The sequence below is a fragment of the Sulfurimonas sp. NWX367 genome (assembly GCF_039667065.1).
GTDB classification, from domain to species: domain Bacteria; phylum Campylobacterota; class Campylobacteria; order Campylobacterales; family Sulfurimonadaceae; genus Sulfurimonas; species Sulfurimonas hydrogeniphila.
In genome coordinates this window covers 616,221-641,170 of the sequence record NZ_JALCZM010000001.1, presented here as the reverse complement: position 1 = coordinate 641,170, position 24,950 = coordinate 616,221, and the positions used below count along the sequence as shown (strand labels likewise).

The following is a 24,950-nucleotide window of genomic DNA, read 5'->3' as shown; positions in this document are numbered from 1 at the left end:
AAAAAGAGTTATAGTTTTCTAAAATTTATGAAAGGTTTTATTTTATGTTACTTATTTCAATTATTGGAGATTTTCATTCCTCACTTTTTCCATTATATAATGAATTAAAAAAGAGAGTTACACATCATATTGTGGTTAATGATGATGCTTTTGGTGAGAGAAGAAAGCAGAGACAGATTGTTAAAGCACTTGAAAAATTCAATATAAAAAAGGCACTTAATATAACAACAGAAGCTTTTGTCGTCGATGAAGATTCTGTTGCAAGCATTAAAAGGCTTATTAAAAGAATTGAAGAAATAGAACCGGAAATGTCTCAAGTTTATCTTAATATTACAGATGGATTGGCAAATATTGGTCTGCTTCTTGCTATGGGACTGTTAGAACGTGGTGGTAATTTTTTAAGTTATGATATGTATGAGAACAGTTACAACCTGATAACAAAAAAAGGTATGCAAAACATTACATTGAAAAATTCACTCTCTATAGTCGAACATTTTGAACTTAAGGGGTTTACCGTTGAACAAAGAGGAAATAAAGAGTTTGCACACAAGTATAAATATGAAATCCTTGAACTTTTTAATACGTACTCTAATGAACTTGAACGCTTAAACAGAGATATAAGTCAACAAAAATCTTTACAAACAAATAGGTATCCAAGGGCTTATCAACTAATAAAAAATATGAAAATTGATATTGTTAATGACGGTCCTTTAATTACGGGAGGACTTTTTGAATATTATATTTATCTATTAATAAAAGAACTTCCATTTGATGATATAGAAGTTGGTACAATTGTAAAGCAACCGTTTAACAATAGCATCAATATTATTAATGAGTTTGACATACTTTTAATGAAAAACAATCATCTTCATATGATAGAGTGTAAATTTAAAAAAAATAATAACAAACCTGAACTTATATATAAATACAGTGCACTCATCAACCTTATAGATGATGACTGTAAAATAATGATATTGACGAATGAAATACAATATAAACAAGATATATATGATACACAAAACAAAAAACTGACACCATACAGAAGAGGTATTTTAAATAATATCATCCTTCGTGGTTCTGTTATACACAATAAAAGTGAATTTTTAGAAGAAATTCAAAATTTATTCTTATTATAAAGTTGGATAAATTAAAACGCTTGTCAGAGCATCAGTATTTAGAGTTCGCAGAATAATTATTTAACTTTTTTTAAAATTTGGATTGCTATATCAAATATTACCTGTATATTCAAGTAAAATAGATATAATTTAGCAATAGAAAAAATAAATTGGGAAAGTTTTTATGAAAATAATTGTAAATGGAAACAGCAAAGTTTTTAAAGAAGATATAACACTCTTGGAAATTCTAAAAGAACTTGATTTGGTTGATAAAGTTATGGCAGCGGCAGTAAACATGGAAATCGTAAAGCAAAATGACTGGGATAAAAAAGTTTTAAAAGATAATGATAAATTAGAACTGCTTGATTTTGTCGGAGGAGGGTGAGTTTAAAAACTCTATATTGACAACACTGATGGCATAGTCTCCGTCATGTGTAATCGATAAAGCAACATCAGTAATCTTAAATTTTTCAATGATCTTTTTTGAAAGTGCAAAAAGTGGAGCGCCTTTTTCCGATTTATAAATTCTCATATCGAAAAAGGAGCATTCGGCACCTATGCCTGTTCCCAGTGCTTTAGAAAATGCCTCTTTTGCAGCCCAGAATCCGGCTGCTGTTTTGTAGGACTTTACAAGTCTGATCTCATCTTCTGACAGAAATCTGCGAAGCCCTTTGTCGCCGAACCGCATCATCAGATGCTGCATACGCGATGCTTTTATGATATCTATACCAATCATTAATTATTGAATAACAAATTCAGTAAAATAGATACCTTGTATTTTTCCGTCAGTAATCATAGAGTTCAGTGTATCCATAATTTGTTGTGAAACTTTTTGTTTGCCTTTTTTGGAAGAGATTTCTTCTAAAGTTTTAGAACTGAGTATTCGAATAATTCTGTCCCGAAGTACCGGTGCTTTTGAGTCAAGTTCATGACTGAGCTCGGGAGAATCAAGTTCTAAAGACATTGTTGCTTTGAGATATCTTCTTCCTGAATCACTTTTTAAGTTAACTGTAAAAGTGTCCAGCGGATATAAGACACCGATATCACTCAGTTTTCTGTTGTTGTCAAATGAACTGCTAGATACACTCTTTCTGCTTGTATGTGTATCCGCCATTCTTTCCTGTGCCTGAGGAGCATTGTTGACTGCTGCTTCTTCATCTGAACCCATTAACAAAAAGGCAACTACAGCACCTATAATTATGATAAGAATCAAAACAACAATGATAATAATCATCAGCAAATTACTGGATTTTTTTTCTACGGGTGCGGATTCTTCGGTTTCTTTTTCTTCAGCCATATTTCTTCCTTGAAATTACAGTTTTATTTTTGTTAGTATATCAGAAAAATAATTATTTTTATTTTCAGTTAATAACTTTAACATCAAGAGACTTGATTATTTCTTCAAAAATCGGTCCGGCTTCACGATTACAGTCATCATGAAATTCAATAACCAAAACTTCTTTTCCGTTAGCGACTTTTGTTGTATATGTGTCAGGCTTGAAAGCATATTTATTGATTATTGATTCTATTTTTGCACATACATCATCTTTTTCTTTCGCACATTCGTAAGCCAGTGACAATCTTGAAAATCGTTCTTCGCTTCTAAACTCTGCATCTATCATTTTTTGCCTTTTGAAAATATAGAGTTATTATACAACGAAATTATGCAAATATAACTTTAAAATGTATAATTTAATACCACTCCAAAAGTTTTGTTACTTCATCGACTATAAATGTTTTTATACTTGTCTTTTCAAGTGGTTTTTTAGATACAAGTGCCTTGGTGATATTTTGCATTCTCGCCTCTTTGAGCCTTGCATCAAGGGCATATACTTCTCGAACATCGCCAACCAGAGAGACTTCACCTATAAAAATAGTCTCTTTTGAGATGGCACGATCACGGAAACTGCTGATAATTGCTGCGAGTATGGCTAAATCGGCTGCTGTTTCGGTGATTTTAATACCGCCTGTTATATTGATGAAAACATCATATCCCGAAAGCGGAATCTCCAGTTTTCGCTCAAGCAGTGCCAAAAGCATATTTAGTCGGTTGTTGTCAAAGCCGGTTGCCTGTCTTTTTGCATTTGGCGTGTGTGATTCTGACACAAGCGCCTGAACTTCTAAAATGATGGGACGGGAACCCTCCATAATGACAGTAAGTGCAGAACCGCTTTGAGAGGAGTTACGGTTAAAAAAGCGTGAAGCAATGTCTGTGGCACTCACAAGTCCTTCGGCTTTCATCTCAAAAACACCTATTTCACTTGTTGCCCCGAAACGGTTTTTAAAGCCTCGTAAAATTCTCAGCTCCTGGGAAGAATCCCCTTCAAAATACAAAACGGTGTCAACCATATGTTCCAAAACCCGAGGACCGGCAATAGAGCCTTCTTTTGTAATATGCCCGATAATGAAAATGGCTATATCCTTGTCTTTGGCAATACGCATCAATTCAAAAGTGATCTGGCGAACCTGTGTAACACTTCCCGGAGCAGAAGAGATGTTTTCCGAGTAAATAGTTTGAATAGAATCAATAATCAAAAAATCATATTTTCTGTGTTCAAGTTCAACCAAAATCTGCTCAAGTCGTATTTCACTTAAAAGGTAGAGTGAATCATGGTTTGACTTGAGGCGGTTTGCACGCAGTTTTATCTGTCCGGCTGATTCCTCTCCTGTAACATACAGTACATCTTTGCCTGTTGATGCAATGTTTGAACCTACTTTAAGCAAGAGGGTTGATTTGCCAACACCAGGACTTCCTCCTATAAGTGTGAGTGAACCGGGAACAATGCCTCCTCCTAAAACATTGTCAAGCTCATCGTCGAGTGAAGAAAATCTATAGACTTCTTCTTCTACAATGTCATTAATACTGACAGCTTTAGCCGATGATGATGTCGTTGATTTTGTCTGTTTGACAACTTCCTGTTGGTGCTCGTTTAATTCAACAAAGCTGTCCCAGGCACCGCAGTTGGTACATTTTCCCATCCATTTAGGTGTGGTAAGCCCACAGTGTTGACACTCAAAGAGTACTTTTTTCTTAGCCATAATAATCATCTCTTATTTATATTTAAAACATTATAATCTATTTTTTATTTTTGTATTAAAAAAATGACATTTTGTCATAAAAAAGAAAGAGCCAATCACAGGGGGGGGGTAGTCCAATGGCATTAAGTTAAGCGGCTTTTTCGAAACCCGTACTTCAGTGCGGGCTTTGTGCCTTTCAAGACTAAGGCCTTGGTTAAAACCTAGGTTCCGAGAAAACATCAAGCTATTTTCTTAACTTAATGGCATTGAGAGGGGTAATTTTGTATTAATTTTTTTTTGCATAATATTTTTGCAACTCTTTATATTGACACATCAAACATCTGTTGCAGATTATTCTACTTCCTACAAATTATATATAGAAAAGCTTAAAATGATACAACTGATAATATAAATATTTATCAAGCTATAATTTTCCAAACTCCAACCACTTAATTCCCTTAAAAAGTTCCTTAACACTATACCCACTAAAATACTGCTGAGTAGTAGTGTCTTTATCAGGTTCATGTCCAAGTATTCTGTTTATTAAATCTTTCGGAAGTTTTTGGTGTACTGCATTTCTAAGCATTTGTGAACTTGGATTATGTCTCAGAGAGTGAAAAACTTGATTTTCTTCTTTTGTTACATATCTTCTAATTCCACCCCTGTGATTGAATATCCTTTTTACTACCTTATGTTCAACCTGCTTTAACGATAAATTTTAATATAAAAACCCAAACAACCAGAGTGGAATCTTATTGCCGTGCCCGATTTCAATATCATCCGCAACAACAAAGCTGTCTGGTATATCTTTTATTTGTTTAAAAGTTTTATTTTTACTGCCTACTTCTACCAAATATTTATTGTTTATTAAAAAATCACCTTTTGCAGGTACACTTAGAACATCATCGTCAAACATACTCATAAAAAAAACTTCTCTAATCGTACCTATCTCAATATTTTGGCAATACGCATAATGAAGATTCGTATTTCCCAAATAAAGTTTATCCGGCTTAGTGAAAATATTATCGCCTTTGGTTTTCGCTCTTAAAAGGTTAAGAATTTTACCTCTTTTTAAATACTCCATATATTTATAGAGTGTATGGTAATCACTTGTACCTATTTTTACAGAGAGCTCTTTAATATTGATTTTAAATGGTTTAGATTCACATACAAATTTTATAAGCTTTTTAAGCTTAATAATTTTATCATACTCTATCGGAAAAATAGAGGGTATATCTACTTCAATAACCGTATTGATTGTCTCTTGGAGTCTAAGCAGATAACTTCCCTCATTTTCAAAATAAAAAGGGTAGTATCCCATTTTTAGATACTCCGTCCAATACTCATAAATTTTTAATTTGGAAGATATTTCATACGCTATATTTTCATGGTCGACAAAAAGTTTTTCATATGTAAAAGTTGGCAACTTTTTTGAGCTCTTTAACTCTATAAATTCTCTAAAAGACAGACCTTTCATATGGTATAGAACAGCTCGTCTGCTTAAATCTCCTTTAGAATTATCTAATTGCAATGCACTTGAACCAGAAAATATTACATGTAAATCAAGCATATCATAAATTTTTTTTAGCTCTATTTCAAAATTTTTATATTTATGAATTTCATCTATGACAAGTAGCTTCCCACCCTCTTTTGAAAAGTTGTATGCTATCTCAAACAATGATTCTATTTCTATTGCATCTGCACTAAAGTAAAGCTTTTTAGCAAGAGGCAGATCATTTTCTTGTAAATACTGTAATAAGAAAGTTGTTTTTCCAACACCTCTGGCACCTATGAGACCTATCATTTTTTGAGAAAAATCTATATTTTTGTGTATATAGCGCTTATAGGAACTTTTTAAAACTCGTAAATAGTTCAGTTGATAATCTTTAAGAGTTTGAAGCATTAGAAGTCCTTTTATTGTTTGAACATAAATATTATATCATAAAATTATGGTTTGAACCATATTTTATCCGTATGTTTTATGAAGTACTATAATATAAAAGCAGAGTTATGCATCTTCTGTAAAAATGGCATCAAGCAGACCGTCTACAAATTCGTATTTGTCAAACGGTGTGAGATTTTCCGGCTGTTCTCCTGTGCCTACGTAAATTATAGGAAGTTCCAAGGCATAGGCGATGGAGAAGATACTGCCGCCTTTTGCCGTACCGTCGAGTTTTGTGATGATGATGCCGTCTATGCCTATCATCTCATTGAAGGCCTTTGCCTGACTTATTGCGGAATTGCCCTGTGTGCCGTCTATGATGAGTACGGTTCTGTGCGGTGCGCCTTTGTGGGCTTTGTCGCAGATGCGTTTTACTTTTTTGAGCTCATTTGCCAGGTTTGTCTGTGTGTGCAGACGCCCTGCGGTGTCAATGATGACGTTGTCTATGCCTTTTGCCTTTGCCGAATCTATGGCATCATAGGCAACTGCCGAGCTGTCATGTCCCTGTTTGGAAGAAACAATGGGAATGTCAAGTCTGTTTGCCCAAAGTGTCAGCTGTTCGATGGCTGCGGCACGAAAGGTATCGCCTGCACCGAGTAAAACTTTTTTGCCTTCCTGCTTGTACTTGTAAGCGAGTTTTGCAATAGTGGTTGTTTTTCCGGCACCGTTGACGCCGACTATGAGTTCTACAAAAGGCGGTGTGAACTCCGGTTCTTTGTAAGAGGTGTATGCCAGTGTCGCCAAGAGTTTGGAACGCAAAATTTCACGTGTGATTTTGTCTTGGTATATTTCGTTGAGAATGATTTCGACCAAAGCATATTCTACATCCGCTTCAAGCAAAATGTCCTCGAGTTCTTCTTTGGTAAAAGTGATTTTTTTCTTTGGAGCGACTGTTTTTATAGCGGCGACGGTTTTGCTGAGGGATTTTTTTATAAAACCAAACATTGTTATATTCCTAACGCTTTTTTAATGTCACTTTCGATAAACTCTTCTTCTGTAGCACCCTGATAATAATTGATTATTTTACCGTCTTTATATAAAACCATAAGCGGAATTCCGAAGTCTCTGCCTAATTTTAACTCTTTTGCTATTTCACTGATGATACGTGAGTTTTCACTTGAATTGACAAGAGTATAGTTTGCATTATATTGTTTTTTGAATGTTTCAAGCTTTTCGTTTGGAATATTGTTTTCAACACTAATCCCAATAATGATGAGTTTATCTTTGTATTTTTTTTGGAGTGAGGCAAGGTGTGACGCTTCCGCCTGACAAGGCGGACACCAGGTTGCAAATATATCATAAATGACTACTTTGCCTTTTGCCCCCTCAAGTTGCAGTCCATTGTCTGCTTTTTCGACAACAAGCTGTTTGTTGTCGAGTGATGTTAAAATGATTTCATTTGTTGCAAGGAGTGAATTTGCTTCTTGGCGGGTGTTTTCTTTCTCTTTTGAGCAGGCTCCAAAAAGTAATCCGATTGCCAGTAAAGTAGTTAAGAGTGGAGTGTTTCTCATATATTTTTTTGCCTTTGTTTGTTTATTTGTGTAAAATATGCAAAATTATAGCGATAAAGATTTAATATGACTCTTACAAAAAACAGTTTCAGGCAAATATGTCTTCAAAAGATTAAAAAAGCATCACAACACAATAAGTTTTATAAAGATTTTTTAATAAATAATGCACTCTTAAAAGAGTTGGAACATTTTAAAACCGGCAAAAGACTGAAAATATTGTTTTTTTATCCGTTGCCATATGAGGCGGACATCCTTAAAGTGCTTAAAAAAATGAGAAAAAAACACGATATTTTTGTGCCGTTTATGCAAGGCGAAAGTTTTAAAATGGTACCATTTAGATTACCGCTAAAGAAAAAAAAATTTGATATTTTTGAAGCGGGAAATACAATAAAAAAAAATAATAAAATTGATATAGCTATAGTTCCAGCAGTGGGAGTTGACGGTAATTTACAGAGAATTGGTTTTGGAAAAGGGATGTATGATCGTTTCTTTGCAAAATTAAAAGAAAAACCATATACTATTTTTGTACAACCGGTATTTTGTCACACAGACAGTTTGATATGTGATGCATATGATGTGGCATGTGATGTACTTATAACCCCGACAAGAACACTGCGTAAACGGAGTAGCTAAGGTCTTTATAAAAAGGTTTATTAGATGTTAAACGAAATACTGCTTGGTGGTGCAATTGCAACAGTAAGTGGAGTAGTTGGTTTTTTAATTTCTAAAAAGATAACCGGTGCTAACTTTGATGTATATGTTGAACAGGCGGTTGCCAAAGCAAAGGCGATTGAAAATGAAGCACAGACACTTCTGGAACGTGCAAAACTCAAAGCACGTGAAATAGAGCATGAAGCACAAAAAGCCTTTGACAGTGCCAAAGAACGTGCACGTGCAGATTTTGCGCAAAGAGAAGATGAACTTTTACGCAAAGAACAAAGTCTGAAGCGCTTGATACAGGATGAAGAAAAAAACATTCAAAATGAGTTAAACAGAATCAAAGCACAAAAAGTTAACCTGGAAAGAAATGAAAAATCACTGGCTTCACTGAAAAAAAAGTATGAAGAGAAAATAGATGAAGCAGTCCATACCATAGAACACAGTGCAGGTATGACACAGGAAGAGGCTAAAAAAATTCTTCTTGATAAAATTGAAGAAAAGGCGCGTGGCGAGATAGCACATATTGTAAGAAAATATGAAAATGAAGCCAGACAAGAAGGGGAGCGCAAAGCCAATTTTATTTTGGCACAGGCAACGAGTCGTTTTGCCGGAGAATTTGCTTCTGAGAGATTGACAAATCTGGTTCATTTGGAGAGTGATGAACTCAAAGGCCGCATTATCGGTAAAGAAGGGCGAAATATCAAGGCTTTGGAAACTCTTCTTGGTGTGGATATCATTATAGATGACACACCAAATGCTATTCTTGTGAGCAGTTTTAATTTGTATCGTCGAGCTATTGCAACAAAAACACTGCAGTTGCTTATAGAAGACGGAAGAATTCAGCCTGCGCGAATAGAAGAGATATTTAAAAAAGTTTCTGAGGAGTTTGAATCCAAAATTTTGGCAGAAGGTGAAGAACTGATAGCAGAAATGAATATCGGTGTAATGCACCCGGAACTTATGAAATTAATCGGAAGACTGCGTTACCGCGCAAGTTACGGACAAAATGCGTTAGCCCATACGCTTGAGGTTGCCCATCTTGCCGGAATTATGGCTGCAGAAATGGGGGGAGACCCGATCTTGGCAAAACGGGCAGGACTTTTGCATGATATAGGCAAGGCATTGACGCATGATATGGATGGAAATCATGTTGATTTAGGGGCCCAGATTTGTCGCAGATACAATGAAGATGAAGTTGTCATCAATGCAATCTATGCACATCACGGACAACAGGAAATCAACTCCATAGAGTGTGGTGCGGTTTGTGCTGCAGATGCACTTTCAGCGGCACGTCCGGGTGCACGAAGAGAAGTTCTGGAGAGTTTTTTAAAGCGTGTTACCGAAATAGAAGATATCGCATCGCGTCACAGCGGTGTAAAACAGGCATATGCGATTAATGCCGGACGAGAAGTCAGAGTCATCGTGAATGCAACTTTGGTAAATGATGATGAGTCAATTCTGATGGCAAGAGAAATTGCAAAAGAGATAGAAGATCGTGTGCAGTATCCGGGTGAAATTAAAGTAAATGTTATTCGGGAAAGTCGGGCTGTGGAATTTGCCAAATAAAGTAGAAAACTCTACTTTATTTACTTTTTAATCGTAACAACGACGGCTCCTCTCAAGTCACCCATCTTGTAGTGCTGTGCTTTATCTTCCGGATATCTTTGGGCAATGGCACGTTCTAAAGCTTCATTCTGTATATTTCCATGACATTTCAAGCACACCTGTTTGTTTATTACTAATGGTTTATAGTATTTGTATGTATGTTCATCTACTTTTTGTATCAACTGTTTTGGTAGCTTTACATGTAGGCTTTGGAGCTTTTCAAGTGATGCCAAAACTTCTTGTTCATTACCTTGCGGCTGGTTGGCGGGGTTTCTGTATTTTGTACTGATTCTTTTGACTGTTACTCCTTTTGGAAGCTTTTTGTTCACTTCCTCTGTCAGGGTATAGGCTTTTTGTGTACAGAAATCAAGGGCTTGCATAGGACCGCCTGCTTTCATATTTCTTTTCATATTGGAACCCAAGGTTTTTAGCAGCAGCATGGAACTTTTCTGTCCTGTTTTTATTATGTTCTGCAGTTGTTTGTTTTCCTGTTGAGAGGCCCCAAAAAGCAATGAAACACTCAATGTAATATATGTAACGGATTTTAAAATATTCATGAAATCCTCCTCGATTAAAATATTCTTGGGATGATTATAACAAAACTTAGAATAATTTAATGCAACTTTGAGTATAATTGCGTCAATATTTAAAGACAAGGGAGCACACCTATGGGTGAACTGTTTACTTTTTTCGGACTTATCTCAGAAGATAAAACGTTTATTTTTATGAGTCACATGTTGCTATCAGCCGGTATAGCTTTAATCTTAGCGAGAGTGGCTATGTCAAATTTACAACTTGTACCCAAAGGGACACAAAACCTGATGGAAGCATACGTGCAGGGTGTATGGTCTATGGGTACAGATGTAATGGGCAGATTGCATGCCCGTAAATATGTTGCACTGGTAGCAACTATCGGTTTGTTTGTTGGAATTGCAAATATTATTGGAATATTCCCAGGATTTGAAGCGCCTACAGCAATGTTGGAAATGCCTTTGGCTCTTGCTATAACTGTATTTGTGTATTACAACTATGTTGGTATTAAAGAGCATGGTCTGCTGCTTTATCTCAAGCACTTTCTTGGACCTGTCTGGTGGCTGTACTGGTTAATGTTCCCGATTGAGATTGTGTCTCATATCTCCCGTATTATCTCTTTGACATTCCGTCTTTTTGGAAATGTAAAAGGGGATGATATGTTCTTGATGGTAATATTGATGCTTGCTCCTTGGATATTGCCGATTGTTCCGTTTGCTCTGTTGACATTTATGGCATTTTTGCAGGCGTTTATCTTTATGATGCTTACATATGTTTACCTTGGTGGTTCATTACTTGTCGATGAGACTATCTAATTTCTCTCAATGCAAAAAGACATTTATGAAAAAATTATAAGCTTTTTGCTTGGAGCATCATGGGCAATAGTATTGTTCGGTGCTCTGTTTACTTTCAAGATATTTATCAATTTCGGAATCGTAATAGCGATTTTTACCACGATGGTATATATCTTTATCTCACTCTTTCTTATTCTCGCAATCGATGCTTTTTTAGTCAATAAACAGCGACTGCAGGAAGCGAAAAAACAAACCGAACTCTTAGAAGAAATCTATACTCAAGTCACTTCATAACGTCCTTTAAAGCATACATTGGTTAAAATAAGAACAATTAATTTATTTTCACAAGGAAATTTATGTTTGAAGTAGTTATCGGTCTTGAAGTCCACGTACAATTAAATACAAAAACGAAACTTTTTTGCTCGTGTCCTACGAGTTTTAACCATAAGCAAAATACAAATACCTGTCCGACCTGTTTGGCACTGCCCGGTGCACTTCCTGTGCTTAACAAAGAAGTTATACATAAATCCATAATGCTCGGTACAGCCCTTGACGCTACGATTAACAGAGTTTCTTATTTTGACAGAAAATCCTATTTTTATCCGGATTCTCCCTCTTCTTATCAAATTACGCAGCTCTATACGCCTATAGTGGAACACGGGAAACTGCAAATTGATTTTGAGGACGGTTCACACAAAACGATTCGTGTCAATCGGGCACACATAGAGGCTGATGCCGGTAAAAACATCCATGACGGCAATATTTCAAAAGTTGATTTAAACCGTGCCGGAACACCTTTGCTCGAAATTGTAAGTGAACCGGATATGCGCAGTGCTGAAGATGCGATTCTTTATCTGAAAAAGCTTCACTCGATTATCCGCTATTTGGATATAGGGGATGCAAACATGCAGGAGGGCTCTTTTCGAGTGGATGTAAATGTCTCTATCCGTCCTAAAGGAGATGAAAAGCTGTATACCCGTGTCGAGATTAAAAACATCAACTCTTTTAAATTTATTCAGCGTGCTATAGAGCTTGAAGTGGCTCGTCAGATTGATGCATGGGAAGATGGAACATATGAAGAAGAGATTTGTCAGGAGACACGTCTTTTTGATCCTGTAAAACAGGAAACACGTTCTATGAGAGGAAAAGAAGAAGCGGCTGATTACAGATATTTTCCGGAACCTGATCTGCTCAAATGTGTTGTAACAGATGAAATGATGCAAAAATATACACAAATTCCCGAACTGCCTGATGCAAAAAAAGAGCGTTTTGTGAATGAATACGGTATGAATAAATACAATGCTATGGTAATCACTTCTGCCGTGGAGACGGCAAACTTTTTTGAAACAATGCTGCAAGAGGAAGGGGTGAGTGCAAAAACGGCTACTACATGGCTGACTGTGGAGTTGCCTGCCCGTTTCAAAGGGGAGATAAATATAACGAACTCTCCGGTAGATGCAAAAAAGCTTGGATTTTTGGTCAAAAGAATAGATGATAAAACCATCAGCGGTAAAGCGGCGAAAGAAGTTTTAGATTTTTTAATGGAGAATGAAACTGTAGATGTTGACAGTGCAATTGACAAACTCGGACTCAAACAGGTTACAGATACCGGAGCAATCGAGGCGATGTGTGATGAAATTATCAATGCAAATGAGGATAAAGTTGCCCAGTACAAAGGCGGAAAAGAGAAACTTTTCGGTTTCTTTGTCGGTCAGGTGATGAAAGCAAGCAAAGGAAGTGCAAATCCACAGGTTGTCAATGAAATTCTTAAAGCTAAACTGGGTTAACTTCTATGATAAAAAGTTTGATACTTGATGCGGCCTATTTTTTAAATACCTCAAAAAAGTATCAGTCTTTTAAAAACTTTTTTTACAATATTTTAGAGAATGACAAATGCAAATATAAAAGATATATAGATATCTTTATGATTCTGCTTATTTTTATAAGTGTGGGTGTTTTAATTCGGGAAGTCAAACATCATGTAAATGACTACCTGATGTTTTTTAGCAATTATGTAATTTCTATCATTTTTTTTATAGAGTATATGTTGCGTTTGTGGGTAAACAGCAGTGTCAGTGAAATTATTGTCAAACGAGCGGAACATGATACATTTTTGCTTCGAGAGGTTAATCTTTACAAGGCGTTTAAAGAGATCGCAAAAGTAAAACTCAGCTATATGGCATCACCAAAAGCCATTATAGATCTTCTTGCAATTTTACCGTTTTTCCATGAATTGAGACTGTTGCGTATATTTATTCTTTTTAGGGTTTTTAAACTTTTTCGGTATGCCAAAAGTTTGCAAATACTGAGTTCTGTTCTTGCAACAAAAAAGTTTGAGTTTTTTACGCTTGGTATTTTTGCCTTTGTCGTTATTTTTATCTCTTCTGTTTTGATTTATGTTATGGAAGGCAACAGGGCAGACTCTCCTGTTGATACTCTTTTTGAAGCACTTTACTGGGCGATAGTTACAATTTCCACAGTAGGCTATGGCGATATAACACCGGTAACAAGTGAAGGGCGTTTTGTAGCTATTCTCGTTATTATTGCCGGTATAGCTGTCCTGGCATTTACTACATCTTTGTTTGTTTCTGCTTTTACCGAGAAGCTTGAAGAGATCAAAGAGATAAAAACAATTGAAAATATTGCCAAACTAAAAAAATTTTATTTGATATGCGGATATGAAAATGTTGCCAGGGAAGTTGCCAGAAAACTTTCAAAAAGCGGGCATAACATTATCGTTCTTGATGAAGATACCCAAAGGGTGGAAAATGCAAAACTGGACGGGTATACTACATTAAATTATAATCCCGGCAATAAAGAAAGCTATGAAAAACTCAACATAGATATGAAAAAACAACTCAAAGGAGTGCTGTGTCTGCGTGAAAATGATGTAGACAATGTTTATGCCGCTTTGACTATACGGTCTTTAAACAAAGATGTTATGATTTTGTCTTTGTTAAACAATGATGCAAACCGTAACAAACTGGAGTTTGTAGGCATCAATAAAATAGTTTATCCTCAGGAGCTTGTGGGACTTATAACGAAAGAGCTGGTAGGAAAGCCTGTTGCTTTTGAAGTGATTCATGAGCTTAGGAGTGAGGATTCTGATGTAATTATCGATGAGATCGGCATCACCAAAAGAATTGTAGAAAACTTTCCTACAGTCGGAGATTTGAACAATAAACACTACAGTATCGTTTTGCTTGGCGTGTATAAGCATGAAAAAGACCGTTTTTATTTTAACCCTTTAGACAGCACTTTGTTGGAGGCCGGAGATTATCTTTTGGTCATTGGATATCAGGTGTATATTAAAGAATTTGAAAAATATTTGCATACAAGAGTACATGATGACTAAAACTACAGCATTGATATTTGGACACAATAAATACGCCTATGAAATAATTAAAAATGTAAAAGACAAATACAACAGCATCAAAGTGTACTCTTTGGATGACAATGATAAAAAAGAGGGTTTGTATGATGTGGAACTTTTTGATTTAAGTGATGAGTGGGAAGATATAGAAAACAATGTCGATATTGAAAATTCAATAGCTTTTTGTGCATTGGAAGACCCTTCCGAAAATATATTTTTAACGATATCACTGCGTTCAAGTTTTAAAAACCTGACAATTATAACGATTGCATCAAATAAAGAAAATTCAGATAAACTGAAAATGGCAGGAGCCACAAAAGTCATTCCGATTGTAGAAACGACATCGGATATTATTGCAAATGTATTGGAAAAGCCGGTATCGAACAAGGTACTGCACAGTATTTTATATGAAGAGAGTGATCTCAAAATTGCACAAATTAAAATTGATGACACAAGTCATTTTAAAGATGAAAAACTTAAAAGTATAGACTGGACACGATATAATGGCATACTGGTATTGTCTGTGATGCACGAAGATATGCAGAGTGAATTTATATATTCAAACAAAGCAAAAGAGCATGTTATAAAAAGCGGTGATATTCTCGTAATTGTAGGATATGAAAAAGATATACAGGAATTTGAAAATTTGATTGGGAGTAAGCGATATGTCAATTGGAGTCATTGGAGCAGGTAAGTGGGGCAGTGCTTTGGCATTTGCCCTGAGTGAAAAAAACAGTGTTCTTATAACATCTAGAACTCCGAGAGATTTAGACAATTTTGTCACTCTAGATGAGATTCTTGAATGTGAGTATCTTGTGATTACAGTACCTGCACAGCAGATAGCAGGCTGGCTTGAAGAAAATTTTGTATTTAAAAACCAAAAAATTCTTGTGGCATCGAAGGGCATAGAGGCTACAAGCGGAAAGTTTTTAAATGAAATATATGAAAAGTATGTTCCCGATGAAAATATAGCCTTTTTATCCGGTCCCTCTTTTGCGTCAGAAGTGATGCAGTCACTGCCGACTGCCTTGGTTATAAACTCCTCGAATGAGAAACTTGCTCAAGAATTGGGTGGTTTGTTTCCCTCTTTTATCAAAACATATACCTCAGATGATGTGACAGGCGCAGAAGTTTGCGGTGCATACAAAAATGTCATTGCGATTGCCGCAGGCATATGCAATGGATTGGAACTGGGAAATAATGCAGCTGCAGCGTTGATATCTCGCGGTTTGGTTGAAATGCAACGCTTTGGCATTGCATACGGCGCAAAAGAGGAGAGTTTCATAGGGTTAAGTGGTGCAGGTGATCTGTTTTTGACAGCTTCTTCTCCCATGAGCAGAAACTTCAGAGTGGGAATCGGTCTTGCAAAAGGCCGTACTCAAAAAGAAATTCTTGAAGCATTGGGCGAAGTTGCAGAGGGAATAGGAACTGCGTATGCGCTGCATGACATCTCTGTAAAACATGATTTGTATCTTCCTATTGCGAGAGAAGTGTATCTGACACTTGAGGGAAAAAACCCACATGAAAGTTTGAAAGATCTATTGACAAAGTAGAAAGCAGGATATATATGAAAATAGCAGTGGCACTGAGTATAGGACTTTTCTTTTTTGCTCTAAGCGGAGTCTTTTTTACACTCCAACAGAGTACCCTTATAGGGTGTATAGCCTTTTTTGTAACGCTTTGGACAAACGAAGGTCTGCCATTGGGCGTAGTCTCTCTTTTACCGATAGTTCTTTTTCCTGCCTTTGGGATTTTAGATACAAAAATGACTGCCATAAATTATGCCAACCCTATCATTTATCTCTTTTTTGGCGGTTTTTTACTTGCAATAGCGGTTGAGAAAACAAAGCTGCATTTACATGTAGCCAATAAACTTTTGGGTTTGTTTCCTGCAACACCAAGAGGGATGATATTTTCTCTTGCACTGACATCGGCTCTTTTAAGTTCCATTTTGTCCAATACGACAACAACCCTGTTACTTATCAGTATTGCAGTTTTTTTAACAGATAATATAAAATTAAAAATGCGTTTTGCCCTTGCTATTGCTTATGGTGCAAGTATAGGAGGTATATTGACACCCATCGGCACACCTCCAAATTTGATTTTGCTCGGTATTATGCAAGAACACAGTATGCAGCTTATTCCGTTTTTCCAGTGGATGTTTATGGTTGCGCCACTCTCTCTTTTTATGTTGACAAGTGTCGGTTTTTTACTGAGTTACGGTGTCAATGCAATACCGATACAGACAAAAATAGAAAAAAAAGTTTTAGAGCCATCACAGAAAAAAGTGATGTATTTAATGTTGGGCTTAATTGCAGTCTTGTTTGTCAACGCTCCTGTAAGACCCTATTGGAATGGTCTTGGTATGAGTGAGAGTGGCATACTGCTTGGTTTTGGATTGGCACTGTTTATGCCGCCTTTTAATATACTGCAATGGAAAGAGGACAGTAAAAAAATCCCTTATGCCATAATGTTTTTATTTGGTGCGGGTTTTTCTATTGCAAAAGCTTTTGCACAAACCGGACTGGCAGATGAGGTTGCATCATATCTCTTGCATATGACTGAACTTTCACCATTGCTTCTTCTGTTGAGTGTTGCTGTATTGATAACTTTTACGACAGAAATTACGTCAAATACGGCACTGATTTCGATAATGCTGCCGGTTATCTATTCTGTAGCAGAGCAGTCCGGCATAAATACAACACTTTTCATGATGGTGGCTACCCTGTGTGCCAGTTATGCTTTTATGCTGCCTATTGCCACACCGCCCAATGCTATTGCGATGAGCAGCGGAGCTGTCGGGGTAAAAGATATGCTGAAATACGGAATAGTTTTGAATTTACTTGGAATATTTTTTATCGTTTTTATTGCAGAATATTTTTGGAAAAATATTTTATAGTTTGTCACTCTTTTTTCTGATGTACATGTAAAGGTCTTTGAGGATTAAAAATACAGAGTAGACCCATAAAATATCCAGAATTGGATTATGCTGCAGACCATGTGTCAGCATGTACGGATAAACAACGGCGATTGGCCATTTCAAAAAATAAAAAAATAAAATTCCTACACCGTATAACTCTTTCATACAGGTATCTTAGCAAAATATTATAAAATCTTTGCTAATATTGCAAGAAATATCTAAAGGTTGAAAAATGATAGTCCATATAGTGATGTTTAAATTTAAAGATGAAAACAAAGCTTTAAATATAGCAAAGGCAAAAGCGAAACTTGAAAGTCTGGAAAAAAGTATTGATGTGCTCAGAACCATTGAAGTTGGTATTAATTTTAATGAATCAGACAGAGCTATGGACCTCTCTCTTTACTCAACATTTGCAACCCAAGCAGATCTTGAAACATATGCGACACATGAAGAGCATCTCAAAGTGGTCTCTTTTATCAAAGAAGTTACTGTAGAGTCAAAAGTTGTTGATTATATACTTGAGTAACTGAATTTTTCTAAAATGACGATAAAACAAAATAAAAAATAGACTTAAATCGTCAAACTAGCTCTTTTTTATCACATCAGCTTATATTTATTTTTGATACAATCTCACAAAATATTTATAAAGGATGGAAAATGATGTCAGAACCAAGATTAGAAGATATGGGTGATTACAATACGTTAAAAGGCGAAAAAAAGAGAATTGTATGGGCGGTTATCATTGCCGGTCTTCTTTTAGGCGCTGTATATATGATCGCATATAATATATTTGATGACAAAGGGGATGTTATTCCTGTAAAAGATGAAATAACAATCGTTCCGTTAAGCAAAAGTATTCCAATTAGATAAGTTTTAGCTATAATTTCTCAATTAAAATAAGGCGGTAGTGGCATGTTAATGACAATAGTGGGTATATATAGTTTTTATGTATTGATAATGATATATACAAGTGTAATGCAGATAGGCTATATTAATCTCATAAAAAGAAAAACACCGGTTTTGCTGTCTGCTGCTGATTTCTTAAAAGCGGGAAATTATGCTGTTGAAAAAGAAAAACTCTCGATTGTAAATACTTTTGTTGACTATCTTGTGTTTATTGCCTGGATCGGCATTGGGATAAAGTACCTTGTTGAACAGTACTATACTCTGTCAAACCAGGCATTGATGAATGTGGCTATAGTCATGAGTTTTGTAGTTGTAAACTATATCATTTCTTTGCCTTTTTCCTATTATGAAAAATTTGTGATTGATGCAAAATACGGCTTTAACAATTCAACCCTTGGACAGTGGATAAAAGATACGTTTATTTCTTTTTTTCTGACAATTATTTTTGGTTCTCTGGTTGTGTGGGGTATTTATGAAATCATTGCAAACTTTGAGTTGTGGTGGCTGTGGAGCTTTTTGTTTGTTTTTGCGATAGTGATTTTGATAAATATGCTTTATCCTACTTTTCGTGCAATGTTTTTTGATAAACTGACACCGCTTGAAGATGCAGAACTTGACAGTGAAATTAAAAGACTTATGGACAAAACAGGTTTTGTAAGTTCGGGTGTTTTTGTAAGTGATGCGAGTAAGCGGGATAACAGGCTCAATGCCTATTTCGGCGGATTCGGAAAAGCTAAAAAAGTTGTTTTGTTTGACACTTTGCTTAAAAAACTGACAACGAAGGAGCTTTTAGCCGTTTTAGGGCATGAACTCGGACATTTTGCCCATGGGGATATTTATAAAAACATTGCTTTGGTGGGTGTGATGCTTTTTGCAATGTTTGCAATCTTTGGTAATTTGCCGGATTCGCTTTACCTGGAACTCGGTGTTTCCAAACAGCCCTATGTCATTATGATTTTACTGATGCTGTTTATGCCGGTACTTGGTTTTGTAATGATGCCTGTTATGGGAATTGTCAGTCGGCATAACGAATATGAAGCGGATAAGACGGGGAGTGAACTTGGCGGAAGCGCAGGTGCAATTGAACTTGCAAATGCACTGAAAAAACTGGTAAATGAAAACAAAAGTTTTCCGCTTTCGCATCCTTTGTATATTTTCTTTCACTATACACATCCTCCTGTGATTGAACGATTAAAGGAACTCGGCATGGATGTGGGATATATAGAAAAGAGCGGTACTGAGGGTAAATGCGAAGCAGATATATAGTCAAAGATTTACTTCGTGAGGTTACACAGAATCTACAGCCTTGTGTACAAAGAGCCCCAAGAGAAGCACAGCTGCTTTTAATGAAATATCTTGAAGTGGATGAACTCTGGCTCATTACCCATCAAAACAGTTCTGTAGAAATTTCACAGCAGTTTTTTGAATGGGTACAAAGACGGCAAAACAATGAACCTTTTGAATACATCACAAAGCGGGTAAGCTTTTACAGTGAAGAGTTTTACATAGACGAGGGCGCCCTGATACCCCGTCCCGAAACAGAACTGCTGATAGATGAAGTGGTCAAAAACGTACCGGATAAAAAGAGTGCTTTCACTTTTGCCGAGGTCGGAGTAGGGAGCGGCATCATCTCTATAATGCTTGCAAAGACTTTTAAAAACTCTAAAATCATTGCAGTGGATATTTCTCAAAAAGCTTTGGATGTGGCACAAAAAAATATAGAAAAATTTGGACTGCAGGAGCAGATTGAACTGCGGTTAGGATCTCTGCTTGAACCGGTTTGTGAAAAAATTGATTATCTGGTTTCAAATCCGCCGTATATTGAAAATGGTACTGCTTTGGAATCAAATCTCTCCTATGAGCCGCAAAATGCACTTTTTGGGGGAGAGGTCGGTGATGAAATTATTAAAGAACTTCTTGATGAAGTCTTAAGACAAAAGATTAGATTTTTTAGTTGTGAGATTGGTTATGACCAACAAGATAAAATACAGGATTATATGCAAGGAAAAGATTTTAAATCTATAACTTTTTACAAAGACTACAGCTCGTTCGATCGCGGATTTACATTACAAATATAACAAGGTTTTACAAAATGAAAAAAAATATTTATCTGGATTTTACATATTTTATTGTTTTAGCAGCTACTTTTGGAGCTGTTTTGGTTTTAGGTGCTATCGTTGCGCCTGTTATTTTTCATACAGACAAGATTACAGTCAACTTGCTGATAGACCATTATAATGCGGGTATTATAATGGGAGAAATTTTTCACAGGTTTTCATATTGGACCTATTTTGTAGCAACTTTTGTCGCTTTGTATGAGGCCATGGCTTATAAAATGGGTCAGCGTGATGCCATCAGTTTTGCAGCGGCTGTCACAGTGATATTTGCATCTTTGATGTTTTCTGCAGTGTATGTTCCAAAAATCCTTTCTATGCAGGCACTGGGAGCAGAAGCTACACAAAGCGATACCTTTGAACATCTTCATATTGCAAGTGAGATAGATTTTAAAATACTGGCATTTGCTCTTTTGGTTCTGTTTGTCAGAAGATTGATGCTCTTAAGAGTACCTTCCAGGCAACTTTAACGCTAAATTAACACTATTTTGATAAGATTTGTCCTGAACATATTTTTGTATTAGGTGGTTTTATGTCAATTTTTAAATTTTTCATTCTTGTTCCTCTTTTTTCAACACTTCTTTTTTCTTATCCGAATTATTCACAGGCCTTTAAAGAGAAGAAGCTTTATCCTATGGGTGAAAAAATTTATAAGAAAAAATGTTCTGATATAGACGTAAAGAGATACAACAGTTATGAAGAACTCTCAAATGCTTTGCTTACAAAAAAGAGTTGTGCAACACTCAATAAAAAATACTTGGAGGCATTGGCGCTTTATCTGTGGGAGGTTAAAAGAGTCTCAGGCAAACACAGACACTTTTGCAAACTTACTGTTTCAAAAGATGAAAAATGTCCTGTGTGCGGTATGCTTTTATATAAATATCCAAGTTGGATTTCACGTATAGAGTATACTGACAAAAATGTATCTTTTGACGGAATTAAAGATATGATGAAGTACTATTTTGAACATCCGAAGAAAATAAAACATATGTTGGTGCAAGAGTATTATACGCAGCAGGTTATTGATGCAAAAAAAGCCTATTTTGTTATGTGGAGTGATGTGTACGGACCCATGGGAAATGAGTTGATAGCTTTTAAGGATGAAGCATCTGCCAAACGGTTTTATCTTGACCACAAGGGAAAAAAGATACTCAAGTTTGATGATATAACGCCTGAAGATGTGTATAAACTGGATGAATAAAAAAAGCCGCTTTTGTCTCTTTACATGTAGTGCTTTAGTGCTTTTGAGTGTGGGAGAGATGTTTTATCTACAGATGAATAATACGCTGACAAAACAAGAGTGTATGCAAAAGAAAAAATTTGTACAAATGACAACTGTTTCCAATTTTGTTTTGGCGCTGAAAAACAACTCTATTAAGGCAATACCGTGAAAAAGATTAATTTTCATCTTCTGGAATATGCCATCAATTATATTTTACGATATAAAGCAAAGAATATATTTATTCTTATAATACTGACACTGCTCATTACTCTGTTGGCGTCATTCTTTTTTGTGCAAAACTCGCTGAAGTATGAACTGGAATCAACACTTGATGCCCAACCGCAAATTATAGTGACAAATCAAAAGGCGGGCAGAGATACCACTGTGGATGAGCATGTGATAGATAGCATTGTAAATATTAAAGGTGTATCCGATGTAAATGCACGTGTATGGGGATATTATTGGTTTAAACATATGCATGCAAGATTTATTGTAGTAGGTATAGATGAATTTGAAAATCAATACAATGCTACTTTTGAAAATATAATAAAGAACAGTGAACTGAATGCTTCGTCTATGCTTGTAGGAGAGGGAGTCAAACGCATATTGGATGCAAGTTATTATAAAGAATATTTTAATTTTATTTCTCCTGATTTATCAGTAAAAAAAATTTATATAGCCGGAACATTCAAAGCCGCAACACAGTTGGAATCAAATGATATGATTGTTATGAACAAAGATACTGTGAAAGAAATTTTTGGTTACACAAACAGTGAGGCTACAGATTTGGCTGTTCGTGTCAATAACCCTCTGGAACTTCCTTCCATAATGTCAAAGATTCAAAATAGATTTCCAACTTTTAAAATTGTTGCGAGAAAAGATTTGAAAACAGCACTTGAAAACCAGTTTAATTATACCAGCACTGTTTTTTTAATTCTGTTTACCATTACTCTTTTTACATTTTTTATGATTGTTTATGATAAATCCAGCGGACTCAGCAGTGAAGAAAAAAAAGAGATAGGCATACTTAAGGCAATAGGCTGGACAATTGATGATGTTCTTAAAGCACGCATATATGAAGGTCTCATTATCTCTTTTATCGCTTATATTATGGGAATAACTCTGGCTCTCTTTTATGTGTATATTTTAAATGCGCCGATACTCAAAAACATATTTATAGACTATAATGATATTGCAAACAGTTTTACGCTTCCCTTTGTGCTTGACTATAAGATACTGCTTTTACTTTTTTTGCTCAGTGTCCCTGTATATATGTTTGCAACAATCATTCCGTCATGGAGAATTGCTACGCTTGATGCTGATGAGGTAATACGATGATAAAACTGCTACATGTAAGCAAAATTTATGATGATATAAAAGCTTTGGATAACATTGATTTGGAAATTGGCGAAGGAGAACTTGTCATATTAAAAGGGGTCAGTGGCAGTGGAAAAAGTACCATACTTTCATTGATTGCCGGACTGCTCAAACCGACAAGCGGAGATGTCCTGGTTGAAAACAAACATATCTCAAAACTGCCGGATCATTTTTGCTCCCGATACAGAAGAGACAATATCGGATTTATATTTCAAAAATATAATTTGATTCCGACGCTGAGTGTTCGTGATAATATTTTACTGCCATTGGTGCCGTTAAACCTGGATGAAAAGGCTTTACATGTAAAGCTTTTTTCTGTAATGAAGATGTTTGACATTGAACATAAAAAAGATGCGAGGGTAAAGAATCTCTCGGGTGGTGAACAGCAAAGAGTTGCAATAGCCAGGGCAAATGTAAACAATCCAAAAATAATTCTGGCAGATGAACCGACTGCAAATCTGGATGAAAAGCTCTCTTGTGAATTCATACAAATTCTTAAAGAATTAAAGTCTATGAATAAAACTGTCATCGTTGCAACGCATGACCCTCTTTTTTTTGATTTGGATTTTGTGGATCGTGTTGTAGAGATACATAATGGTAAACTGCTATGCTCCTGACGCCTGAAGTATTGACAATAGACATACTGAATCTGCTCTTTGTTGTTTTCGCCACTCTTGCATTTTATTACAGTGTGAAAATAGTCTCCCGATACGACCGTAATGCTACAACTCCATTGCAGTATAATCTGGAAAAACAAAGCTATCTGGTAAGTGTAGTTATAAAATTTATTTTTTACACCAAGGTTTTATTGTTTATATTTTTTATTTTTACTCTTGATGATATTTCAAATATTTTACCCGGGGCAATGTGTGGAGCCGGTGTCGTCAATGCAACACAATACGGTACCTATCTTCTGATACTTAAAGTTATCAATTTATATATTTTTGCCTACTGGCTGGTACTTAACAATGAAGATATGAAATCAGAACAACAGATATATTTACAATTGAAGTTAAAAATATATCTGTTTGCATATTTTTTACTCATTCTCGAAATAGGGCTGGAGAGCCTGATGTTTCTTTCTATAGATACAAAGAGTGTTGTAGACTGTTGCGGTGCTATTTTTTCTACAACAGACGGTACCTACATGGCACATTTGCTAAGTGTAAACCCGGTAATGCTTCTTGGAAGTTTTTATGCTCTGTTTGCGTTTATTGTATTGGCATACAAAATAAAAAACAGATATCTGTTTTCTCTTGTGAATCTACTGTTTGTTATTGCAGCCCTGGTCTCACTCATAGGTTTTTTTGGAACGTATATATACGAACTGCCAACACATCACTGCCCGTTTTGTCTGCTGCAAAAAGATTATAACTATATAGGATATTTGTTATATATATTTTTATTTATCGGTACTTTTTTTGGTATTGTTCTGGGACTTGTTCCTTTCAGGCAAGAAGATGAAAATGCAAAATATAAGATATCGCTTTTTTTTACAACTCTGTATGTTACAGCTGTAAGTTACTACCCGCTTGCATATTATATAAAAAATGGTGTTTGGCTTTAGACATTATGTTGGTTGTCCCCAAATTTACTGTTCCACCACTCTTGAGGTGTGTAGGTTGATTTTTTAACACTCTCTTCATCAAGAGGGTATTCATAAGTGTTGCAGTAGTCAAGTATAATTTGATAGGCTTCATTGATTTGCATACTCATCTGTGTTGCCTGTTCATAGTTGTCTTTATGTTTGTCAGGATGCCATTTTTTCATAAGGTTTTTATATTTGTTTTTTATTTCTTTGAGAGAAGCTTTTTCGCGAAGACCAAGGAGTGATTTGGCCTTCATTATTTTTTCAAAAGAGT

The 24,950-nt window shown here is 35.7% G+C and carries 31 protein-coding genes; 21 read left to right on the top strand and 10 right to left on the bottom strand.

The annotated features are described in order from the left end of the window. The first annotated feature begins 44 nt into the window (after window positions 1-44). Window positions 45-1,136: a DUF1887 family CARF protein gene (locus MNY28_RS03320; RefSeq protein WP_346388896.1), complete on the top strand. Its 1,092-nt coding sequence runs from the start codon at window positions 45-47 to the stop codon at window positions 1,134-1,136. A gap of 163 nt (window positions 1,137-1,299) precedes the next feature. Further along, a complete protein-coding gene (gene thiS, locus MNY28_RS03315; RefSeq protein ID WP_346388895.1) occupies window positions 1,300-1,500 on the top strand; it encodes a sulfur carrier protein ThiS in 201 nt (66 codons plus the stop codon). Here the strand turns inward: thiS and acpS are convergent. The 7 genes from acpS to MNY28_RS03280 form a co-directional block, all read right to left on the bottom strand. Then, a complete protein-coding gene (gene acpS, locus MNY28_RS03310) occupies window positions 1,468-1,851 on the bottom strand; it encodes a holo-ACP synthase (protein ID WP_151900079.1) in 384 nt (127 codons plus the stop codon). The genes thiS and acpS overlap by 33 nt on opposite strands. 3 nt (window positions 1,852-1,854) lie before the next feature. Beyond that, window positions 1,855-2,412, bottom strand: coding sequence for a flagellar basal body-associated protein FliL (fliL, locus tag MNY28_RS03305; RefSeq protein WP_151900080.1), 558 nt, complete (start codon window positions 2,410-2,412; stop codon window positions 1,855-1,857). 64 nt (window positions 2,413-2,476) lie between these two features. Beyond that, window positions 2,477-2,737, bottom strand: coding sequence for a hypothetical protein (locus MNY28_RS03300; protein ID WP_151900081.1), 261 nt, complete (start codon window positions 2,735-2,737; stop codon window positions 2,477-2,479). Between the two features lie 70 nt (window positions 2,738-2,807). Continuing rightward, window positions 2,808-4,154: a DNA repair protein RadA gene (gene radA, locus MNY28_RS03295; protein WP_346388894.1), complete on the bottom strand. Its 1,347-nt coding sequence runs from the start codon at window positions 4,152-4,154 to the stop codon at window positions 2,808-2,810. Window positions 4,155-4,851: 697 nt separating this feature from the next. After that, entirely contained in the window at window positions 4,852-6,036 is a 1,185-nt protein-coding gene (locus MNY28_RS03290) for an AAA family ATPase (RefSeq protein WP_346388893.1), read from the bottom strand. A gap of 105 nt (window positions 6,037-6,141) precedes the next feature. Further along, on the bottom strand, window positions 6,142-7,020 hold the full coding sequence (gene ftsY, locus MNY28_RS03285; protein WP_346388892.1) for a signal recognition particle-docking protein FtsY: 879 nt from the start codon (window positions 7,018-7,020) through the stop codon (window positions 6,142-6,144). Window positions 7,021-7,022: 2 nt separating this feature from the next. After that, on the bottom strand, window positions 7,023-7,586 hold the full coding sequence (locus MNY28_RS03280) for a TlpA disulfide reductase family protein (RefSeq protein WP_346388891.1): 564 nt from the start codon (window positions 7,584-7,586) through the stop codon (window positions 7,023-7,025). 66 nt (window positions 7,587-7,652) lie between these two features. Here MNY28_RS03280 and MNY28_RS03275 point away from each other — a divergent pair, with 66 nt between their 5' ends. After that, window positions 7,653-8,219 carry a 5-formyltetrahydrofolate cyclo-ligase gene (locus MNY28_RS03275; protein WP_151900087.1) on the top strand — a complete coding sequence of 189 codons (567 nt, stop codon included), beginning with the start codon at window positions 7,653-7,655 and terminating at the stop codon, window positions 8,217-8,219. A gap of 24 nt (window positions 8,220-8,243) precedes the next feature. Further along, a complete protein-coding gene (rny, locus tag MNY28_RS03270) occupies window positions 8,244-9,812 on the top strand; it encodes a ribonuclease Y (protein ID WP_151900088.1) in 1,569 nt (522 codons plus the stop codon). Between the two features lie 20 nt (window positions 9,813-9,832). Here rny and MNY28_RS03265 read toward each other — a convergent pair whose 3' ends face one another. Beyond that, a complete protein-coding gene (locus MNY28_RS03265; RefSeq protein ID WP_346388890.1) occupies window positions 9,833-10,408 on the bottom strand; it encodes a DUF3365 domain-containing protein in 576 nt (191 codons plus the stop codon). 111 nt (window positions 10,409-10,519) lie between these two features. Here MNY28_RS03265 and MNY28_RS03260 point away from each other — a divergent pair, with 111 nt between their 5' ends. The 7 genes from MNY28_RS03260 (at window position 10,520) to MNY28_RS03230 (ending at window position 17,448) form a co-directional block, all read left to right on the top strand. Further along, window positions 10,520-11,197 carry a F0F1 ATP synthase subunit A gene (locus MNY28_RS03260; RefSeq protein ID WP_151900090.1) on the top strand — a complete coding sequence of 226 codons (678 nt, stop codon included), beginning with the start codon at window positions 10,520-10,522 and terminating at the stop codon, window positions 11,195-11,197. A 9-nt stretch (window positions 11,198-11,206) separates the two neighbouring features. Continuing rightward, window positions 11,207-11,470, top strand: a complete 264-nt coding sequence (locus tag MNY28_RS03255) for a hypothetical protein (protein ID WP_346388889.1) — start codon at window positions 11,207-11,209, stop codon at window positions 11,468-11,470. Between the two features lie 62 nt (window positions 11,471-11,532). Then, on the top strand, window positions 11,533-12,963 hold the full coding sequence (gene gatB / locus MNY28_RS03250) for an Asp-tRNA(Asn)/Glu-tRNA(Gln) amidotransferase subunit GatB (protein ID WP_346388888.1): 1,431 nt from the start codon (window positions 11,533-11,535) through the stop codon (window positions 12,961-12,963). A gap of 5 nt (window positions 12,964-12,968) precedes the next feature. After that, window positions 12,969-14,531, top strand: a complete 1,563-nt coding sequence (locus MNY28_RS03245) for an ion transporter (protein WP_346388887.1) — start codon at window positions 12,969-12,971, stop codon at window positions 14,529-14,531. Then, window positions 14,524-15,243: an NAD-binding protein gene (locus MNY28_RS03240; protein WP_151900093.1), complete on the top strand. Its 720-nt coding sequence runs from the start codon at window positions 14,524-14,526 to the stop codon at window positions 15,241-15,243. The genes MNY28_RS03245 and MNY28_RS03240 overlap by 8 nt, the downstream gene beginning before the upstream one ends. Beyond that, complete coding sequence (locus tag MNY28_RS03235) at window positions 15,215-16,102, top strand: NAD(P)H-dependent glycerol-3-phosphate dehydrogenase (protein WP_346388886.1); 888 nt, start codon at window positions 15,215-15,217, stop codon at window positions 16,100-16,102. Before MNY28_RS03240 ends, MNY28_RS03235 begins: the two co-directional genes overlap by 29 nt. A gap of 14 nt (window positions 16,103-16,116) precedes the next feature. Beyond that, complete coding sequence (locus tag MNY28_RS03230; protein ID WP_346388885.1) at window positions 16,117-17,448, top strand: DASS family sodium-coupled anion symporter; 1,332 nt, start codon at window positions 16,117-16,119, stop codon at window positions 17,446-17,448. On the opposite strand, the gene MNY28_RS03225 is transcribed toward MNY28_RS03230, so the two are convergent. After that, window positions 17,443-17,634: a hypothetical protein gene (locus tag MNY28_RS03225; RefSeq protein WP_151900096.1), complete on the bottom strand. Its 192-nt coding sequence runs from the start codon at window positions 17,632-17,634 to the stop codon at window positions 17,443-17,445. The two genes, MNY28_RS03230 and MNY28_RS03225, sit on opposite strands and share 6 nt — an antisense overlap. Window positions 17,635-17,701: 67 nt before the next feature. On the opposite strand from MNY28_RS03225, the gene MNY28_RS03220 reads away from it, so the two are divergent. From MNY28_RS03220 to MNY28_RS03175, 10 genes are all read left to right on the top strand, one after another. Then, window positions 17,702-17,995 carry a Dabb family protein gene (locus tag MNY28_RS03220; RefSeq protein ID WP_151900097.1) on the top strand — a complete coding sequence of 98 codons (294 nt, stop codon included), beginning with the start codon at window positions 17,702-17,704 and terminating at the stop codon, window positions 17,993-17,995. Between the two features lie 131 nt (window positions 17,996-18,126). Next, the gene (locus MNY28_RS03215; protein ID WP_230973313.1) at window positions 18,127-18,339 is read left to right on the top strand and encodes a hypothetical protein; all 213 of its coding nucleotides are present in this window, start codon (window positions 18,127-18,129) and stop codon (window positions 18,337-18,339) included. A gap of 42 nt (window positions 18,340-18,381) precedes the next feature. Next, window positions 18,382-19,641, top strand: coding sequence for a M48 family metallopeptidase (locus MNY28_RS03210; protein ID WP_346388884.1), 1,260 nt, complete (start codon window positions 18,382-18,384; stop codon window positions 19,639-19,641). Next, window positions 19,623-20,453, top strand: a complete 831-nt coding sequence (prmC, locus tag MNY28_RS03205; protein ID WP_346388883.1) for a peptide chain release factor N(5)-glutamine methyltransferase — start codon at window positions 19,623-19,625, stop codon at window positions 20,451-20,453. The genes MNY28_RS03210 and prmC overlap by 19 nt, the downstream gene beginning before the upstream one ends. Window positions 20,454-20,467: 14 nt before the next feature. Further along, the gene (locus MNY28_RS03200) at window positions 20,468-20,959 is read left to right on the top strand and encodes a DUF4149 domain-containing protein (RefSeq protein WP_346388882.1); all 492 of its coding nucleotides are present in this window, start codon (window positions 20,468-20,470) and stop codon (window positions 20,957-20,959) included. A 62-nt stretch (window positions 20,960-21,021) separates the two neighbouring features. Continuing rightward, entirely contained in the window at window positions 21,022-21,690 is a 669-nt protein-coding gene (locus tag MNY28_RS03195) for a nitrous oxide reductase accessory protein NosL (RefSeq protein WP_151900101.1), read from the top strand. Then, a complete protein-coding gene (locus MNY28_RS03190) occupies window positions 21,683-21,880 on the top strand; it encodes a hypothetical protein (RefSeq protein WP_346388881.1) in 198 nt (65 codons plus the stop codon). The genes MNY28_RS03195 and MNY28_RS03190 overlap by 8 nt, the downstream gene beginning before the upstream one ends. Continuing rightward, a complete protein-coding gene (locus MNY28_RS03185) occupies window positions 21,877-23,049 on the top strand; it encodes an FtsX-like permease family protein (protein WP_346388880.1) in 1,173 nt (390 codons plus the stop codon). Before MNY28_RS03190 ends, MNY28_RS03185 begins: the two co-directional genes overlap by 4 nt. Further along, entirely contained in the window at window positions 23,046-23,705 is a 660-nt protein-coding gene (locus MNY28_RS03180; RefSeq protein ID WP_346388879.1) for an ABC transporter ATP-binding protein, read from the top strand. Before MNY28_RS03185 ends, MNY28_RS03180 begins: the two co-directional genes overlap by 4 nt. Continuing rightward, a complete protein-coding gene (locus tag MNY28_RS03175; protein WP_346388878.1) occupies window positions 23,696-24,655 on the top strand; it encodes a hypothetical protein in 960 nt (319 codons plus the stop codon). The genes MNY28_RS03180 and MNY28_RS03175 overlap by 10 nt, the downstream gene beginning before the upstream one ends. Here the strand turns inward: MNY28_RS03175 and MNY28_RS03170 are convergent. Continuing rightward, complete coding sequence (locus tag MNY28_RS03170) at window positions 24,652-24,933, bottom strand: J domain-containing protein (RefSeq protein WP_346388877.1); 282 nt, start codon at window positions 24,931-24,933, stop codon at window positions 24,652-24,654. The two genes, MNY28_RS03175 and MNY28_RS03170, sit on opposite strands and share 4 nt — an antisense overlap. Window positions 24,934-24,950 lie beyond the last annotated feature (17 nt).

Bases quoted from the DNA above. Each gene is read 5' to 3' on its own strand.
- prmC (WP_346388883.1), top strand. From the start codon at position 19,623: ATGCGAAGCAGATATATAGTCAAAGATTTACTTCGTGAGGTTACACAG.
- MNY28_RS03300 (WP_151900081.1), bottom strand. From the start codon at position 2,737: ATGATAGATGCAGAGTTTAGAAGCGAAGAACGATTTTCAAGATTGTCA.
- MNY28_RS03230 (WP_346388885.1), top strand. From the start codon at position 16,117: ATGAAAATAGCAGTGGCACTGAGTATAGGACTTTTCTTTTTTGCTCTA.
- MNY28_RS03170 (WP_346388877.1), bottom strand. From the start codon at position 24,933: ATGAAGGCCAAATCACTCCTTGGTCTTCGCGAAAAAGCTTCTCTCAAA.
- MNY28_RS03235 (WP_346388886.1), top strand. From the start codon at position 15,215: ATGTCAATTGGAGTCATTGGAGCAGGTAAGTGGGGCAGTGCTTTGGCA.
- MNY28_RS03245 (WP_346388887.1), top strand. From the start codon at position 12,969: ATGATAAAAAGTTTGATACTTGATGCGGCCTATTTTTTAAATACCTCA.
- gatB (WP_346388888.1), top strand. From the start codon at position 11,533: ATGTTTGAAGTAGTTATCGGTCTTGAAGTCCACGTACAATTAAATACA.
- MNY28_RS03265 (WP_346388890.1), bottom strand. From the start codon at position 10,408: ATGAATATTTTAAAATCCGTTACATATATTACATTGAGTGTTTCATTG.
- MNY28_RS03195 (WP_151900101.1), top strand. From the start codon at position 21,022: ATGTCAATTTTTAAATTTTTCATTCTTGTTCCTCTTTTTTCAACACTT.
- MNY28_RS03280 (WP_346388891.1), bottom strand. From the start codon at position 7,586: ATGAGAAACACTCCACTCTTAACTACTTTACTGGCAATCGGATTACTT.
- MNY28_RS03220 (WP_151900097.1), top strand. From the start codon at position 17,702: ATGATAGTCCATATAGTGATGTTTAAATTTAAAGATGAAAACAAAGCT.
- acpS (WP_151900079.1), bottom strand. From the start codon at position 1,851: ATGATTGGTATAGATATCATAAAAGCATCGCGTATGCAGCATCTGATG.
- thiS (WP_346388895.1), top strand. From the start codon at position 1,300: ATGAAAATAATTGTAAATGGAAACAGCAAAGTTTTTAAAGAAGATATA.
- MNY28_RS03260 (WP_151900090.1), top strand. From the start codon at position 10,520: ATGGGTGAACTGTTTACTTTTTTCGGACTTATCTCAGAAGATAAAACG.
- MNY28_RS03190 (WP_346388881.1), top strand. From the start codon at position 21,683: ATGAATAAAAAAAGCCGCTTTTGTCTCTTTACATGTAGTGCTTTAGTG.
- rny (WP_151900088.1), top strand. From the start codon at position 8,244: ATGTTAAACGAAATACTGCTTGGTGGTGCAATTGCAACAGTAAGTGGA.
- MNY28_RS03200 (WP_346388882.1), top strand. From the start codon at position 20,468: ATGAAAAAAAATATTTATCTGGATTTTACATATTTTATTGTTTTAGCA.
- ftsY (WP_346388892.1), bottom strand. From the start codon at position 7,020: ATGTTTGGTTTTATAAAAAAATCCCTCAGCAAAACCGTCGCCGCTATA.
- fliL (WP_151900080.1), bottom strand. From the start codon at position 2,412: ATGGCTGAAGAAAAAGAAACCGAAGAATCCGCACCCGTAGAAAAAAAA.
- MNY28_RS03175 (WP_346388878.1), top strand. From the start codon at position 23,696: ATGCTCCTGACGCCTGAAGTATTGACAATAGACATACTGAATCTGCTC.
- MNY28_RS03215 (WP_230973313.1), top strand. From the start codon at position 18,127: ATGATGTCAGAACCAAGATTAGAAGATATGGGTGATTACAATACGTTA.
- MNY28_RS03290 (WP_346388893.1), bottom strand. From the start codon at position 6,036: ATGCTTCAAACTCTTAAAGATTATCAACTGAACTATTTACGAGTTTTA.
- MNY28_RS03180 (WP_346388879.1), top strand. From the start codon at position 23,046: ATGATAAAACTGCTACATGTAAGCAAAATTTATGATGATATAAAAGCT.
- MNY28_RS03255 (WP_346388889.1), top strand. From the start codon at position 11,207: ATGCAAAAAGACATTTATGAAAAAATTATAAGCTTTTTGCTTGGAGCA.
- MNY28_RS03320 (WP_346388896.1), top strand. From the start codon at position 45: ATGTTACTTATTTCAATTATTGGAGATTTTCATTCCTCACTTTTTCCA.
- MNY28_RS03225 (WP_151900096.1), bottom strand. From the start codon at position 17,634: ATGAAAGAGTTATACGGTGTAGGAATTTTATTTTTTTATTTTTTGAAA.
- radA (WP_346388894.1), bottom strand. From the start codon at position 4,154: ATGGCTAAGAAAAAAGTACTCTTTGAGTGTCAACACTGTGGGCTTACC.
- MNY28_RS03240 (WP_151900093.1), top strand. From the start codon at position 14,524: ATGACTAAAACTACAGCATTGATATTTGGACACAATAAATACGCCTAT.
- MNY28_RS03210 (WP_346388884.1), top strand. From the start codon at position 18,382: ATGTTAATGACAATAGTGGGTATATATAGTTTTTATGTATTGATAATG.
- MNY28_RS03275 (WP_151900087.1), top strand. From the start codon at position 7,653: ATGACTCTTACAAAAAACAGTTTCAGGCAAATATGTCTTCAAAAGATT.